This window comes from Streptomyces sp. NPDC057002 (assembly GCF_042673825.1).
Classification (GTDB): domain Bacteria; phylum Actinomycetota; class Actinomycetes; order Streptomycetales; family Streptomycetaceae; genus Streptomyces.
The window spans coordinates 296,555-309,946 of sequence record NZ_JBHURZ010000002.1; the positions used below are offsets into that span (position 1 = coordinate 296,555).

General features: G+C 71.6%; 14 protein-coding genes. 7 read left to right on the forward strand and 7 right to left on the reverse strand.

Going from position 1 to position 13,392, the window contains the following annotated elements; genetic code table 11:
• Window positions 1-172: 172 nt before the first annotated feature.
• Both ACFT32_RS09500 and ACFT32_RS09505 read right to left on the reverse strand, forming a co-directional pair.
• The gene (locus ACFT32_RS09500; RefSeq protein ID WP_382487606.1) at window positions 173-1,339 is read right to left on the reverse strand and encodes a CaiB/BaiF CoA transferase family protein; all 1,167 of its coding nucleotides are present in this window, start codon (window positions 1,337-1,339) and stop codon (window positions 173-175) included.
• Window positions 1,340-1,482: 143 nt separating this feature from the next.
• Window positions 1,483-2,394, reverse strand: coding sequence for a LysR family transcriptional regulator (locus ACFT32_RS09505; RefSeq protein WP_382488836.1), 912 nt, complete (start codon window positions 2,392-2,394; stop codon window positions 1,483-1,485).
• Window positions 2,395-2,550: 156 nt separating this feature from the next.
• On the opposite strand from ACFT32_RS09505, the gene ACFT32_RS09510 reads away from it, so the two are divergent.
• Window positions 2,551-3,234, forward strand: a complete 684-nt coding sequence (locus ACFT32_RS09510; protein WP_382487607.1) for an SDR family NAD(P)-dependent oxidoreductase — start codon at window positions 2,551-2,553, stop codon at window positions 3,232-3,234.
• On the opposite strand, the gene ACFT32_RS09515 is transcribed toward ACFT32_RS09510, so the two are convergent.
• A complete protein-coding gene (locus ACFT32_RS09515) occupies window positions 3,231-3,863 on the reverse strand; it encodes an ABATE domain-containing protein (RefSeq protein WP_382487609.1) in 633 nt (210 codons plus the stop codon). The two genes, ACFT32_RS09510 and ACFT32_RS09515, sit on opposite strands and share 4 nt — an antisense overlap.
• Before the next feature lie 90 nt (window positions 3,864-3,953).
• Here ACFT32_RS09515 and ACFT32_RS09520 point away from each other — a divergent pair, with 90 nt between their 5' ends.
• The 5 genes from ACFT32_RS09520 to ACFT32_RS09540 all read left to right on the forward strand — a co-directional run bounded on the left by ACFT32_RS09520 (window position 3,954) and on the right by ACFT32_RS09540 (window position 8,002).
• A complete protein-coding gene (locus tag ACFT32_RS09520) occupies window positions 3,954-4,745 on the forward strand; it encodes an MBL fold metallo-hydrolase (protein ID WP_382487611.1) in 792 nt (263 codons plus the stop codon).
• Window positions 4,746-4,855: 110 nt separating this feature from the next.
• Window positions 4,856-5,497: a DNA alkylation repair protein gene (locus ACFT32_RS09525; RefSeq protein WP_382488838.1), complete on the forward strand. Its 642-nt coding sequence runs from the start codon at window positions 4,856-4,858 to the stop codon at window positions 5,495-5,497.
• Window positions 5,498-5,908: 411 nt separating this feature from the next.
• Entirely contained in the window at window positions 5,909-6,139 is a 231-nt protein-coding gene (locus tag ACFT32_RS09530; RefSeq protein WP_382487613.1) for a hypothetical protein, read from the forward strand.
• Window positions 6,136-7,029, forward strand: a complete 894-nt coding sequence (locus ACFT32_RS09535) for an XRE family transcriptional regulator (protein ID WP_382487615.1) — start codon at window positions 6,136-6,138, stop codon at window positions 7,027-7,029. The genes ACFT32_RS09530 and ACFT32_RS09535 overlap by 4 nt, the downstream gene beginning before the upstream one ends.
• Complete coding sequence (locus tag ACFT32_RS09540) at window positions 7,013-8,002, forward strand: DUF6207 family protein (RefSeq protein ID WP_382487617.1); 990 nt, start codon at window positions 7,013-7,015, stop codon at window positions 8,000-8,002. Before ACFT32_RS09535 ends, ACFT32_RS09540 begins: the two co-directional genes overlap by 17 nt.
• Here the strand turns inward: ACFT32_RS09540 and ACFT32_RS09545 are convergent.
• Together ACFT32_RS09545 and ACFT32_RS09550 are read right to left on the reverse strand one after the other, a co-directional pair.
• A complete protein-coding gene (locus ACFT32_RS09545) occupies window positions 7,986-8,672 on the reverse strand; it encodes a DUF4397 domain-containing protein (protein WP_382487619.1) in 687 nt (228 codons plus the stop codon). The genes ACFT32_RS09540 and ACFT32_RS09545 overlap by 17 nt on opposite strands.
• Before the next feature lie 134 nt (window positions 8,673-8,806).
• Window positions 8,807-9,388: an RNA polymerase sigma factor gene (locus tag ACFT32_RS09550; RefSeq protein ID WP_382487621.1), complete on the reverse strand. Its 582-nt coding sequence runs from the start codon at window positions 9,386-9,388 to the stop codon at window positions 8,807-8,809.
• Window positions 9,389-9,500: 112 nt separating this feature from the next.
• On the opposite strand from ACFT32_RS09550, the gene ACFT32_RS09555 reads away from it, so the two are divergent.
• Window positions 9,501-10,502, forward strand: coding sequence for a MerR family transcriptional regulator (locus ACFT32_RS09555; protein ID WP_382487622.1), 1,002 nt, complete (start codon window positions 9,501-9,503; stop codon window positions 10,500-10,502).
• Here ACFT32_RS09555 and ACFT32_RS09560 read toward each other — a convergent pair.
• Entirely contained in the window at window positions 10,491-11,990 is a 1,500-nt protein-coding gene (locus tag ACFT32_RS09560; RefSeq protein WP_382487624.1) for a cryptochrome/photolyase family protein, read from the reverse strand. The genes ACFT32_RS09555 and ACFT32_RS09560 overlap by 12 nt on opposite strands.
• 15 nt (window positions 11,991-12,005) lie before the next feature.
• A complete protein-coding gene (locus tag ACFT32_RS09565; protein ID WP_382487626.1) occupies window positions 12,006-13,379 on the reverse strand; it encodes a cryptochrome/photolyase family protein in 1,374 nt (457 codons plus the stop codon).
• Between the last annotated feature and the right edge of the window lie 13 nt (window positions 13,380-13,392).

The following is a 13,392-nucleotide window of genomic DNA, read 5'->3' on the forward strand; positions in this document are numbered from 1 at the left end:
CGGGCGGCGGCCCGCCCCCCCCCCCCCCGCCGCCCGGGGCCGGCCCGCCCGCGCGCCGCGCCCCGCCCCCCCCCCGGCGGGGGGGGGGGGGGGGGGGGGGGGGGCCCGGCGGGGGGGCCGGCGCCCCCCCCCCCCCCCCCCCGAGACGGGGGGGGAGGGAAAGCGACGGCGCTCAGCGGGCGGCGTCGAGTTCGGCGAGGACTTCCTCGGTGTCCTGGCCCGCGACCGGCGCCAGCCGGCGGATCGAGCCGGGGGTCGCGGAGAAGCGCACCGGGATGCCGATGGTGCGGACGGTGCCCTCGGTCGGGTGCTCGACGGTGTCGAGCAGGTGACCGTCGCGGACGTAGGGGTCCTCGTGGGCGTTCTCCAGCTCCAGCACCGGCGCCATCGGAATGCTGTGCTTGGCGCACACCTCCGCCCACTCCTCGGTGGTCAGCGCCGGGGCGCACACACCGATCAGCTCGGCCAGGCCCTCGTGGTCGGCGCTGTCGATGGCTTCCCCGCCGACCCGCGGGTCCTCGGCGAGGTCCGGGCGACCGGCGGCCGTGAAGAAGTCACGGTAGTTCTGCGGGTTGTACGGGATGACACAGGCCAGGCCGTCCTTGGTGCGCACCGCCTTGTGGCCCTTGAGCATCGACAGCGGGAAGCCGGTGGGGCTGCTCTCCGGGACGTGGGTGTGGCCCGCCAGGTGCTCGACGAGGTTGAAGGCGATCAGCGTGTCCGTCATCGGGATCTCGACCTGCTGGCCCAGGCCGGTCCTGTCCCGGTGCAGCAGGGCCGCGAGCACGCTGTAGGCGATGGTCAGGGAGGAGACCTTGTCGCCGATGATGGTCGGCAGGTAGACGGGCTCGCCCAGTGCGCGGTCGGCGATGTCCACCAGGCCGGACGCTGCCTGCACGGTCTCGTCGTACGCGGCGTGACCGGCGCGGTCCGAATCGCCGCGGAAGCCCTGGGCGTGCGCGTAGACGAGCCGCGGATTGCGGGCGGCGATGTCGGCGTACGACAGACCCAGGCGGTGCAGCGCGCCCGGCCGCATGTTCGTGATCAGCACGTCCGCGGTGTCGACCAGGTCGAGGGCGCGCTCCCGGTCGGTCTCGTCCTTGAGGTTGAGGGTCACGCTCCGCTTGTTGCGGTTGACGTTCAGGTTCAGCGGGGTCATGCCCGGCGTCGTGCGGTAGTGGCCCACCCGCACGGTGTCGGCGGGCGACTCGATCTTGATCACGTCGGCGCCCAGGTCACCGAGGATCTGGGCGGCGTACGGGCCCATCACCACGGTCGAGAGGTCGATCACGCGCACGCCGTCCAGAGGGCCGGCGGTGGTGTCCGTGATTTCCGTCATCGTTACCTTCACTCCTAGCTTCGCCGCATGTGTGTATCTGGAAACTAAGTTAGCAAGGGCCGGTCTCGAACGGAATGACCAAATAGCGAAAGGCGGTATGACCGCAGTGGTCATACCGCCTTTCCGGTGGGTTCTCCAGGGATTTAGGCGTGAAGAGGCTCGGCGAATACTTCGCGGGCGATGGCGATGACTTCTTCCAGGTCACCGCCGTTGGCTCGGTCCTTGCGCCAGAACAGTCCGGTCTCCATTGTCGGATGGAAATCAGAGAAGGGGAGGACTGCCACATTGTCAAGACGATAATTCTGCACAGGGCTTCTGGAATCCAGCATGGAAATGGAGAATGCCAGCCCGCTGGCCACTATCTCGGAAACTCCGTCGAAGGTGACGCTGCTCAGTTCGATCCGCTTCTTGATGCCGAGATCGGACAGCTGCTGGTCGAGTCCGCGGAAATACGCGTTGGTCACGGCCGTGGGGGAGCCCGCGTAGGCGAGCTCGGCCAGCTCCGCCAGCGCGACAGACTCCCGCCCCGGGAAGCGGTCCCTGGGCACGACCGCGCCGAGCCGCTCCGACATCACCGGCAACTGTTCCAGGGCGGGGTCGCCGCCGACCGGCAGCCGGGCCAGCGTCAGCGCGAGCCGTCCGTCGCACACCGCGTCGACCAGCCGGTCGGTGCCGCCCGGCCAGCGTTTGATCTCGAACCGGTCGCCGACCCGCTCGGCGAGGGTGTCCATCCTTTCGCGCAGGTCCGGATGGATGCCGCTGGGGACGCCGAGCAGCAACGTGGTCCGCTGCGGCCGGGCCGTCTCGTCGAGGCGCCACCGGATGGAGTCGACCTGCTCCAGAACGCCGCGCGCGAGCGGCAGCAGTGCCGTGCCGGCCGGGGTGAGTCTCACCCGATGCGTGTCGCGGTCGAACAGCCGGTGCCCTAGTTCACTCTCGAGGTCCTTGATCCGCCGGCTCAGCGGGGATGCCGCCATGTGCAGTTTGCGGGCCGCGGTGGAGAAGTTCAGTTCTTGGGCGACGGCGACGAAGTAGCGCAGGTGTAGGAGCTCCACGCCGTCCACCCTAGCGACCGCGTCAGTAACCGGATTGCCCTATCCGGTTTCGGTGGTACGGTGGCCCAGTGAACCGGTAAGGCCTATCCACTTTGAAAGTGGACAGGCCTATCCAAATGACTGGGTCTCATGTGGCCCACAGTGAAAGGACTTGCCGTGCCCAGCATCGCCATCGTCGGAGCCGGCCCCCAGTTGGGCCTGGCCATCGCCCGCACCTTCGGCTCCCAGGGCTTCGACGTCGCCCTGATCTCCCGCGACCGGGGCAAGCTCGACGACCTCGTCGGCAAGCTCACCGCCGAGGGTGTGAACGCCGCCGCGTTCCCTGCGGACGTGCTCGACCGTGCCGGGCTCACCGAGGCGCTCAAGGGCGCCGCGGCCGAGTTCGGCGGCATCGACGTCCTGGAGTACTCCCCGGTGGGGACGTTCGGTGTCACCGCCCTGACCGCTCCGACCGGCACCGAGCCGTCCCATGTGGAGTTCGAGATGAACTTCCAGCTGTACGGGGCCATCGCCGCCACGCAGGCCGTGCTGCCGGCCATGCGCGAGGCCGGTGCGGGCACCCTGCTCTACACCACCGGCGCAGGCTCCATCCGGCCCGACCCGCGTGTCGCCAACGTCAACGCCGCCGCGGCGGCTTTGCGCAACTGGGTGATGAACCTGCACAAGGAGCTGGCCGACGCCGGCACCGGCATCCAGGCCGCGCACATCGGCATCGACTCGTCGATCGGTGTCTCCGTCATCCCCGGTCTTGAGGCGGCCCGGCCCGAGCAGATCGCCCCGCTGTACTGGGAACTGCACACCGCCGAGCGGGACCAGGCCGAGCTCGTCTTCAAGCTCTAGTCGGCATCGGCTCCCGCCCGGGTACGACGTGCGTAGGCGCGGGCCGCGCGTGCGCGGTCGCCGCAGCGTGTCGAACACCAGTGGCGGCGGCCGTGCCGCAGCAGATAGCGGCCGCAGGGCGGGGATCCGCAGGCGATGAGGCGCTCGGCGTCGGGCCCGGTCAGCAGGTCGGCCGCGTCGGCGGCCAGGGTCGCGAGAGCGTGGTCGACGATCTCGGTGGTCGGGTGCGGGGGCGTCCGGTAGGGGCCGTTCTTCTCGTCCCACTGGAGCAGCGAGGCGGTCGGCACCTTGGTCATGGCGTCGTTGACGGCCGCGAGGGCGGCGGGCAGGGCCGGCACCGCCTCGACGCGGGAAGCCAGCAACGACCTGATCTGCTCGCGCAGCGACCGCAGTTGTGCCGTGCACATCTCCCGGAGGCCCGCGTCCACGGGGGCGAGGCCGCGGTCCGCCAGCCACTGATTCGCCTGCGCCGGTGTGCCGAGGAAGTCGGTGAACTTTCCGCCGGGCGACGCGATGGTGCTGTTGGCGAAGGCGAGGGCCGGGTACTGCTCGTCACCCGGCGCGGGGGGCACGGCGGGTTCGGTGAGTCCGTCGGCTTCGGCGGCTTCGGCGGCGGCGTTCACATCCATGGATCTCATGGTACGGCTTGCTCGTATCCGTGAGAAGCGTGCTACGTTCTCTCACGGATAAGTCGCTCCCATCCGTGAGGTGTTTCTTCTGTGGCTCCTTCAGTGACGACCCGTGAGCAGTTCCCCGTCCGCGTCTTCGGCGGCCCGACCGCTCTCTTCGAGTACGGCGGCCTGCGGTTCCTGACCGACCCCACCTTCGACGCCCCCGGCGACTACCCGGAGTCGGGCGGCCCGGTCCTGACCAAGACCGCCCCCGCCTCCGGCAGCCCCGCCGAGCTCGGCCGTGTCGACGTGGTCCTGCTCTCCCACGACGAGCACGCCGACAACCTCGACCGCGCCGGCCGGGCCCTCCTCGCCGACGTACCGCTGACCCTCACCACCCCCGGTGGCGGCAAGCGGCTCGGCGACAAGGCCAGGGGGCTGGCCGACTGGGAGTCGGCCGAGCTGGACCGCCCCGACGGCGGCACCGTCACCGTGACCGGCGTCCCCGCCGTCCACGGCCCCGGGCCGCGCGAGGAGACCGAGGCGATCACCGGACAGGTCGTCGGATTCGTCCTGACCGGAGACGGACTGCCCACCGTGTACGTCAGCGGCGACAACGCCTCCCTCGACGCGGTCAGGGAGACCGCCGAGCGCTTCGGGCCGGTGGACACCGCCGTCCTCTTCGCGGGCGCACCCCGCTTCGCCGGCCTCTTCGACGGAAGCACCCTCGTGCTGGACAGCGCCCAGGCCGCCGAAGCCACGCGGATACTCGGCGCCCGCCGGGTCGTCCCTGTCCACTACGACAGCTGGACCCACTTCACCGAGGGCCGCGACGCACTCCAGGCCGCCTTCACGGCCGCCGGGCTGGCCGACCGCCTGGACTGGGGGCACTCGGGCTGATCGGGGGCGTCCCGGCAGCCGGGTTCCGTCGTAGGGTGAATGCCGCTCGCGAGGGACAGGAGGCCGAGGTGGCCGAGACGGCGCGGATCCGGACGACGGTCGCCGAGGTGATGGCCGAGCTGGCCGCGCTCGAGGACCCGAAGGCGCGCGCGGTGAACGAGAGGCACGGTGACGATCACGGTGTGAACCTCGGCAAGCTGCGCGCGCTCGCCAAGCGGCTGAAGACACAGCAGGAACTCGCGGGCCGGCTCTGGAAGACGGATGACACCGCGGCGAGACTGCTGGCGATCCTGATCTGCCGCCCGAAGGCATTCGAGCGTGCCGAACTGGACGTCATGCTGCGCGAGGCGCGCGCCCCCAAGGTGCACGACTGGCTCGTGAACTATGTGGTGAAGAAGAGCCCGCACTCCGAGGAGCTGCGCCTGGCCTGGTCCGCCGATCCGGATCCCGTGGTCGCGAGCGCCGGCTGGGCGCTGACCACCGAACACGTGGCGAAGAAGCCCGAGAGCCTCGACCTCGCGGGACTGCTCGACGTCATCGAGGCGGAGATGAAGGACGCCCCGGACCGCTTGCAGTGGGCGATGAACCACTGCCTGGCCCGGATCGGCATCGAGCACGCCGGCCACCGCACCCGTGCCATCGACATCGGCGAGCGCCTGGAGGTACTCAAGGACTACCCGACGTCCCCCGGCTGCACATCCCCGTTCGCGCCGGTCTGGATCACCGAGATGGTGCGCCGGCAGGGCGGGTAGCCCGGTGTGACAGCGGCTCCCGCCCAGCACGGGGTCTGGGCGGGAGCGGTGCGGTCCCCTCCGGTGGTTCTTCAGCACGAAGGGACCGCTCGTCCTTCCAGACTGGAAGGTCCGACGCCCGGGGAGGCGTCCGTGTTCCATGGTGCGCCTCGCCCCGGGTGTCGCAGCGAGAAGTACGTTTCCGCCTTCAAAAGCGTTCAATCCGCCATGTTTTGCACGCGCGTGTGACCGACATGGCCCAGTGAGGCGCGCTGCGGGCGCAGAGACGCCCGGCGGCATTGTTCCGTAACTCCATGATCACGTTGAGTGTCCGGCGGTCGACACACCATGCTGACGTCCAACTCCTCCGCAGCGCCTCAGCACCGCCGTGGAAGAGCCTTCCAGACGCCTCGAGTTGAGAGACAAGGTGCGATGTCCAGTAAGCAGGTGTTGACCGTCGTCGTGATGGTGGCGGTCTTCGCGTGGAGCACGGTGATGACCGTGCTGGGGCACCTCGCGGCCGTGGCCGCGCTGCTGCCGTCGCTCGGACTGCTCGTACAGCAGATCGTCGCCGCCCTCCACACCGCGCAGTCCCCGCGCCACACCCCGGTGGACGCCGCCCCGACGGCCATAGCGGCCGGACCCGAGGAGTCGGTGCGATGACCCCGTTCTCCGCGTACGAGCAGCCCGACGGCGAGCCGCCGAGCAGGCGCGGCCGCAAACCGGAGTCGATCGGTGAGCAGGTGGGCCCCTCCCACCGGGCCTGGCTGGAGCCGGTGCGCAGCAGGCTCTTCGCCAGCGGGCTCACGCTCGACGACCTCGTCGGCCGCTCCGGCTACTCCAAGGCCCGCATCAGCGAACTGCTGCGCGGCAAGGGCTACTACCCCGGCTGGGAGATCACCTACAGCGTGGTCCGGGCCCTGGACATCCCCGTCTGGCCGCTGCGCCGTCTCTGGACCGCGGCGGCACGCGAGGCGGCCAAGGACGCCGCGTGGATCGAGAGCCGCATACACGCCGTCCAGCCGCTGCCCCCGGAACGGCCCCCGCTCGCGCACCAGGGCTTCACCGAGGCCATGCGCCACCCCTACACCGCCTACGCCCGCGCCTTCCTGCAGAGCGACCGGCGCGCCCACTGGGTCGTCTCGGAAGCCTGCGACATCCTCTGGCTGGGCTGGGACGACGCCGTCGCCGGCCCCAACGTCCCCCGCCACGCGTGGCGGCTGCTGCGCTCCCGCGTCCTGTTACGGGCCCAGCTCCACCCGGCCGGACACCCCGATCTGCGCCCGGCGGCGTTCCAGACCGTCGACCAGAGCCGGATCGACGATCTCACCGCCCGGTTCGCCCGCATCGGCCGGCTCGCCGAGTTCTTCGACGCCGTCGCCCGGCTGCCCCAGAACCAGCTCGACGTCACCGTCCTGCGCTATCTGTGCGGCATCCACCCCGACGCGGTCCCCGACGTCGTCGGCCTGTCCGCTGCCATCACCCAGTCCATCGACCACCACGCCCGAGGCGCCCTGGAAGGCACCTACCACCGCCATGACCACCGGGAGTGAGCACCCCGCCATGACCGCCATCGACGATCTCCTCTCCCGCTCGCTCCTGCTGCACGATCCCCACGTGCCGTCGGACACCGTCCCGTACGAGGACACCGCCTACCCGGCCTTCGCCCCGGACGGCACCCCGCTGTGGGACGTCGGCGGCGGCGACCTGGCCGACGACAACGCCGCCCGGAGTCTGCGGGCCCTGTGCGAGGCGGTCGTCGTCCACTCCACGCCCGGCCAGCTCGCCGACTTCGTCACCGAACAGCTGCCCTCCCCGCGCGGCGCCTGGATCCTGGGCTGCGTCCTGCAACTCGCCGACGAGCGGGACGGCGCGCGGTTCTGGTGGCAGTACGCCGCCGGGGCCGGTGAACCCGCGGCCTCCTACTGCCTCTACCTGCACCACCTCGCGCTCGGCGACCGGCAGGCGGCCGCCCTGTGGCACAAGCAGGCCGGCGACGACGCACCGGCCGACAGCGGCCTCGGCGTCGACACCAGCATTCCCACGGTCCTGCGCATCCTCAGCGGACTGGCCCCGACCGCCCGCCGCGACCGCACCGAGACGTTCATCGCGGTCAAGGCCTACGTCACCACCGCCGTCGCCGCCGGGTACGCCCGCAACCCCGGCTACGAAATCCCGCTCCCCGGCCCGCACTTCGCCGAACAACTCGAGATCATCCTGGCCGCCACGTCAGCGGTCTCCCGGTCCGTACGGCAGGCCGAGCCGACGGCCACCGGCCTGCCCAACCGCACCAGGCCGCGAGCCGACTCCGGGGACCGCTCCGGCGAGTCCGCGCACGAGCCGGAACGGGTCCTGGTGGAGACCGCCGCACGCGACGAGTCCGCCTCCAGCTTCTTCCGGGACGCCCTCGCGGCCTGCTGGGAAACGGCCGTCGCGGACCGTACGGCCAGGGGAGCGGACCGACGCGATGTGCGGCTGCGCTACCTCCTGGACCGCCGGCCCACCGAACCTACTTCGTGCCGCTGAGCGTCTGGGTCGCCAGCGCCAGGTTCTTGTCCTCGGCGCTGCCCCAGGCGTAGACGACATTGGCCGTCCCTGCCTTGAGAGTCAGGTCGGCCGGGCCGATGGCCACGTTGTCCGTGCCGGCGAGCACGACATCGGCATTCACGGTGCCCGCCTCGACCTCGGCGGTGGCCTCCTTGGGGTTCTCCAGGCCGGTGAAGAGCGGCTGTCCGTTCGCACGGACGTCGACGGCGGGCGCCGCGGCGACATGACGCACCGTGAGGCGTGCCTTGCCTTCGTCGACCTGCGAGACATCGTTGGTGAAGGCCGTCAGCTGGGGTGTGCCGTCGGCGGTGAGGTGGGCCGCGATCGTGGCGTTCCCGCCTTCGGGCACCTTGATCTCCTTCTCGAGGGCGGGTGTGCCGTCCGGGTTCTGGCCTGCTTCGAAGATCTGTATGTCGTACGTACCGGCGTTGAGCGCCTGCGGGTCGGTCACCGTGCCGGGCTTGAAGTCGCCGAGCAGCTCGTCACCGTTGGCGTAGACATCGACGGTCATCCCGGGAATGCCGTGGAAGACGGACACCATGGCCTGGTCCTGTGAGGCGGCACCCGCCATGGCGGGCGCGGTGGCGCCCAGGGTCAGGGCGCAGGCGGCGGCCGACGCGGCGACAGCGAGAGAGGTCCGGGAAATCATGGGGTGATCCCTTCGAATGCGCCTCCGCACGTTGCGGAGTCTCGATGTCGTTTCGTGAAGGGCGACCGCCGTGGATGCGCGAAATGTACCTTTCGTGGCTTCGGTGACCTTCGCGGGCGGGTCCGGCGTCGCGCCTAGACGCCCGTCCAGCGGACCTGGCCCGGTTCGATCGCCGTGCGCAGACGCTGCAGGCCACGGCGGGCGTGACTCTTCACCGTGCCGAGGGGCATTCCGGTCCGTTCCGCGATCTGGGCCTGGGTCAGGTCCTCGTAGAAGGCCAGACACAGCACGTGCCGCTGGTGCCGCGGCAGACAGGACAACTCGTTCACCAGCAGAACCCGGTCCAGGACCTCCTCCGCCGCCGACTCGTCCCGTCCGGGCGGGTCGTCGGCGTGGGCGAGCGAGTCGGCGAGAGCCAGCCGTCTGCTCCGGGCGGCCAGCGCATCGACGATCTTGCGACGGGTGATGCCCACGAGCCAGGCGCCCAACGGGCCCCGCTCCGGGCGGAAGCCGGCCTGGCCACGCCAGGCGCCGAGGAACACCTGCTGGGTGACGTCGTCGGCCTCGTACGTGTCGCCGAGCGACCGGGTGGCCATGGTGTGGACCAAGGGGGCCCAGCGCCGGTAGACCGCGGCGAAGGCGTCCTCGTCGGCGGCACGGAATCCGTGGGCCAGTTCGTCCTCGTACCTGGTTTCTTCATGGGTGTCGATGGTCATGGCCTGGTTCCTCCTGCCATGCGCGAGGTGCGGCCGTCCGCACGCGTCCCAGTGTTGTGACGCACAAACGACGCAGGCAACATGCGTCGTTTGTGCGTCGTACAGTGGGTCTGTGAGCAGAGGTGACGGCGACGGCCGGCACGACGAGGACCCGGGGAGCGGCGGGCTCACCACCGGAGAGGTGGCGAGACGCTTCGGGGTGGCGCCCACCACGGTCCGATCGTGGGACCGCCGCTACGGCATCGGTCCCGACGCGCACACCGGCGGCAGGCACCGGCGCTGGACCGCCGCGGACGTGGCCCGTCTGGAGCGGATGTGCGCCCTGACGGCGACCGGGCTGCCCCCTGCCGAGGCTGCGCGCATCGCGCTCGGCGCCGCGCCGCCGGACGGGGCCCCGGGCACACGGGCACCGCTCCCACCGCAGCGTCCTGTGCCCCGCGGCCGCAGCCGGGCCGGGAGCGGTATGCGACTCGGCGATGTGCGGCAGGAGTCGAGGGGCATCGCCCGTGCCGCCCTGCGCCTCGACGCCGCCGCCCTGGACGAACTGCTGCTGGCGGCGATCGCCGACCACGGACTGGTCACGGCCTGGACCGAGGTGATCATGCCGACCCTGCAGGCGACCGGCCGCAAGTGGGAGAGCTCGGGCGAGAAGTACGTCGAGGTGGAGCACTTCCTGTCGTGGCACGTCTCCGGGGCGCTGCGGCGCAGCACACCACCCGTGACCGCCGACGGCCCGGGCATCACCACCGTGCTCGCCTGCGTACCGGGGGAGAACCACACCCTGCCGCTGGAGGTGCTGACCGCCGCGCTGGCCGAACGCGGTCTGCCGGTACGCATGTTCGGTGCCGCGCTGCCCGTCGAATCGGTCGTCGCGGCGGTGCGCCGGACCGGGCCGGCCGCGGTGGGCTTGTGGGCGCAGTCCCGCACCACGGCCAGCAGACCACTGGCCCAGCATGTGGCCGCGATGCGATGGGGGGTGCGCGGTGCCCGCAGGAAGCCGGTCGTCCTGACCATGGGGCCGGGCTGGGCCGGGCAGACCGTTGCCGGACTGCCCCATCCCCCCGGCCTTGCCGAGGCCCTCGCGGTGGTGGAGTCGGTCGTGTCAGGGCGGTGAGTCACCGCGGGCCCGCTCCTGGCGTCGCACATCGGTGAGGTCGGCGAGCCGGTCCAGGCCGCGCACGGCCCGGGCCATGCGGTGGTTGCGCTCCAGCGCGGAGCGATGCCGGTCGAGGAAGGCCCAGTACCCCGCGGTGTAGGGGCACGCGTGGGCGCCGGTCCGGTCCGCCGGCCGGTAGACGCACGAGCCGCACAGGTCGCTCATCCGGTTCACATAGGCACCGCCGGACGTGTACGGCTTGGTCGTCATCCGGCCGCCGTCGGCGTACTGGGACATGCCGACGACATTGGGCACCATCACCCAGTCGTAGCCGTCGACGAAGCAGCGGTGGAACCAGTCCGTGACCGCGGCCGGATCCCAGCCCCGCTGGAGCGCGTGGCTTCCGAGGATCATCAGCCGGGGGATGTGGTGGGTCCATCCCGTGTCGCGTACCTGGGACAGCACCGTGCGCAGACAGCGCGCGTCCACGGCGTCCGCGTCCAGCTCGTTCCACCAGTCCGGCAGCGGGGCGGTGTGGCGCAGCGCGTTGGAGTTCCGGTAGTCCTCGCCGAAGTACCAGTACAGCTGCCACACGTACTCGCGCCAGCCGGCGATCTGCCGGACGAAGCCCTCCACGCTGTTCAGCGGCGCCCGCCCCTCGCGCCACGCCGTTTCGGCCTGCTCGACGCACTCGGCGGGGTCGAGCAGGCCCAGGTTGAGCGAGGACGACAGCAGACTGTGGCTCATGACGGGGTCGGCGGCCAGCATGGCGTCCTCGTACGGGCCGAAGTCGGTGAGCCGGCGCTCGATGAAGCGCCGCAGTGCCGCCCGGGCCTCGGCACGGGTCGCGGGGAACAGGCGTGGCCCGTCCCGCCCGACGAAGCTCACGTCACCGTCCTTCTCCCAGCGGTCGAGGTCATGGCGGACCTGCTCGTCGATGTCGTCCTCGCGCGGCCGGTAGGGACGGTCGACCGGCAGGGCGGTCGCGCCACGGGGCGGCGGCCGCCGGTTGTCGTGATCGAGGTTCCAGCGGCCTCCCGCGGGCCGGTCGCCGTCCATCAGCAGGTCGTGTCCGCGCCGGACCCAGCGGTAGAAGTCCTCCTGACGCACGCTCCTGCCGCCCCGACCGTCCGCCCACCCGGCGAAGGCGTCCATCGGCACCAGGAATCCGCGCGCCGGGCCCGTCGTGACCTGCGGCAGCGAGCGCACCAGCCGCAGCGCGGCGTACGAGGTCGGGTGGTGCACGGTCAGGGCCCGGCCGCGCGCCGCCCGGGCGAGCCCTTCCCGGTAGGTGTCGCCGCGCACGTAGGTGACGCGGTCGCCGAGTTCGGCAGCCCGGTGACGCATGGCGGACAGGACCAGGTGCGCCTTGGCCCGGTGAAAGCGCCGGCGCCGGAACACCGACCGGGCCTCGATCATCAGCAACGGCGTGTCCCGGGCCGGACCGCTGTCCTCCGACGGCCGCAGGAAGTGCGGACCGAGCTGATCACCGAAGAGCCAGTGCATGCGGCACTCCCGCCGTCAGTCCCGGCCGCGCGCGTGCTTGAACCGTGCCAGGCCCTCACCGAGATCGATCAGCGGCCGCGGGTAGTCCACCCGCGCCCGCTCCTCTTCGGACAGCCGCCAGGGCTCATGGACGCGTGCATCGGGCACGTCCGCCAGTTCCGGCACCCACCGCCGTACGTATCCGCCCGCCGGATCGAAGCGCTTGCCCTGGACGACCGGATTGAGGACGCGGTGGGGGCGGGTGTCGGTGCCGGTCCCGGCGACCCACTGCCAGTTGAGCTGGTTGTTGACGATGTCGCCGTCCACCAGCAGGTCCAGGAAGTGCCGGGCGCCGATCCGCCAGTCCACATACAGCGTCTTGACCAGGAAACTCGCCACCAGCAGCCGCGCCCGGTTGTGCATCCACCCCTCGTGGCGCAGCTGGCGCATGGCCGCGTCGACGACCGGATAGCCGGTGCGGCCGTCCCGCCACGCGGCGATGTCCTCGGCGGCCTCGTCCTCGGTCCGCCACCGGTCGTGCCGGGTCCGGTAGTCCTGACCGGAGGCGTCGGGGCGGGCCGCCAGCACCTGATGGTGGAAGTCGCGCCAGCACAACTGCCGTACGAACGCCTCCGCCCCCGGCCCGCCGCGCTCCCGGGCCCGCTGGACCAGCTCCACCGGCGACAGGGCACCGAAGTGCAGATACGGCGAGAGCCTGGAGGTCGCGTCGCCCGCCAGATCGTCGTGCCGGTCCTCGTACTCGGACAGGCCGCTCCGCACCCAGCGGGTGAACCGGTCGCGTCCCGGTGTCTCGCCCCCGGTGGGCAGGCCCGGCGAGAGGCCGGACAGCCCGTCCCGGGACGGCAGCGGCTCGCCCCGCACGGCGTCGGGGACGGCCACGGTGCGCGGCGCGGGAAAGACGTCCCTCAGCCGCTCCTGCGACCACCGGCGGAAGTAGGGGGTGAACACGGCGAAGTGGTCGTTGCCCGCGGGCGTCACGGTTCCGGGCGCCACGGCCGTGATCACGCTGTCGTGCACATGCAGCGCCACGCCCTGTCCGCGCAGCGCGTCCCGCAGCTGCTCCTCCCGCCGGTGGGCGTAGCCGCTGACGCCCGCCGAAAGGTGCACCTCCGTCGCCCCGCACTCCGCGGCCACCGCGCAGACCTCCTGGACGACAGGGCCCTTGCGGACGACGAGCCTGCCGCCGCACCGGCGCAGCGAGGCGTCGAGGTCGGCCAGGCAGTCGGCGAGGAAAGCGGCGCGGTTGGGCACGTCGAAGCCCGCGGCGTGGACACCGGGATCGCGGACGAAGAGCGGCACCACCTCGTCCGCCCACGCCAGTGCGGCGCGCAGCGGCGGATGGTCGTGCACCCGCAGATCCGAGGTGAACAAGACGACCGCGACGGTCATGGCGATGCTCCTG

Coding starts and splice junctions, on each gene's coding strand:
- ACFT32_RS09500 (WP_382487606.1), bottom strand. CDS start 1,339: ATGACGGAAATCACGGACACCACCGCCGGCCCTCTGGACGGCGTGCGC.
- ACFT32_RS09540 (WP_382487617.1), top strand. CDS start 7,013: ATGACCACCGGGAGTGAGCACCCCGCCATGACCGCCATCGACGATCTC.
- ACFT32_RS09515 (WP_382487609.1), bottom strand. CDS start 3,863: ATGGATGTGAACGCCGCCGCCGAAGCCGCCGAAGCCGACGGACTCACC.
- ACFT32_RS09530 (WP_382487613.1), top strand. CDS start 5,909: ATGTCCAGTAAGCAGGTGTTGACCGTCGTCGTGATGGTGGCGGTCTTC.
- ACFT32_RS09525 (WP_382488838.1), top strand. CDS start 4,856: ATGGCCGAGCTGGCCGCGCTCGAGGACCCGAAGGCGCGCGCGGTGAAC.
- ACFT32_RS09545 (WP_382487619.1), bottom strand. CDS start 8,672: ATGATTTCCCGGACCTCTCTCGCTGTCGCCGCGTCGGCCGCCGCCTGC.
- ACFT32_RS09565 (WP_382487626.1), bottom strand. CDS start 13,379: ATGACCGTCGCGGTCGTCTTGTTCACCTCGGATCTGCGGGTGCACGAC.
- ACFT32_RS09550 (WP_382487621.1), bottom strand. CDS start 9,388: ATGACCATCGACACCCATGAAGAAACCAGGTACGAGGACGAACTGGCC.
- ACFT32_RS09535 (WP_382487615.1), top strand. CDS start 6,136: ATGACCCCGTTCTCCGCGTACGAGCAGCCCGACGGCGAGCCGCCGAGC.
- ACFT32_RS09560 (WP_382487624.1), bottom strand. CDS start 11,990: ATGCACTGGCTCTTCGGTGATCAGCTCGGTCCGCACTTCCTGCGGCCG.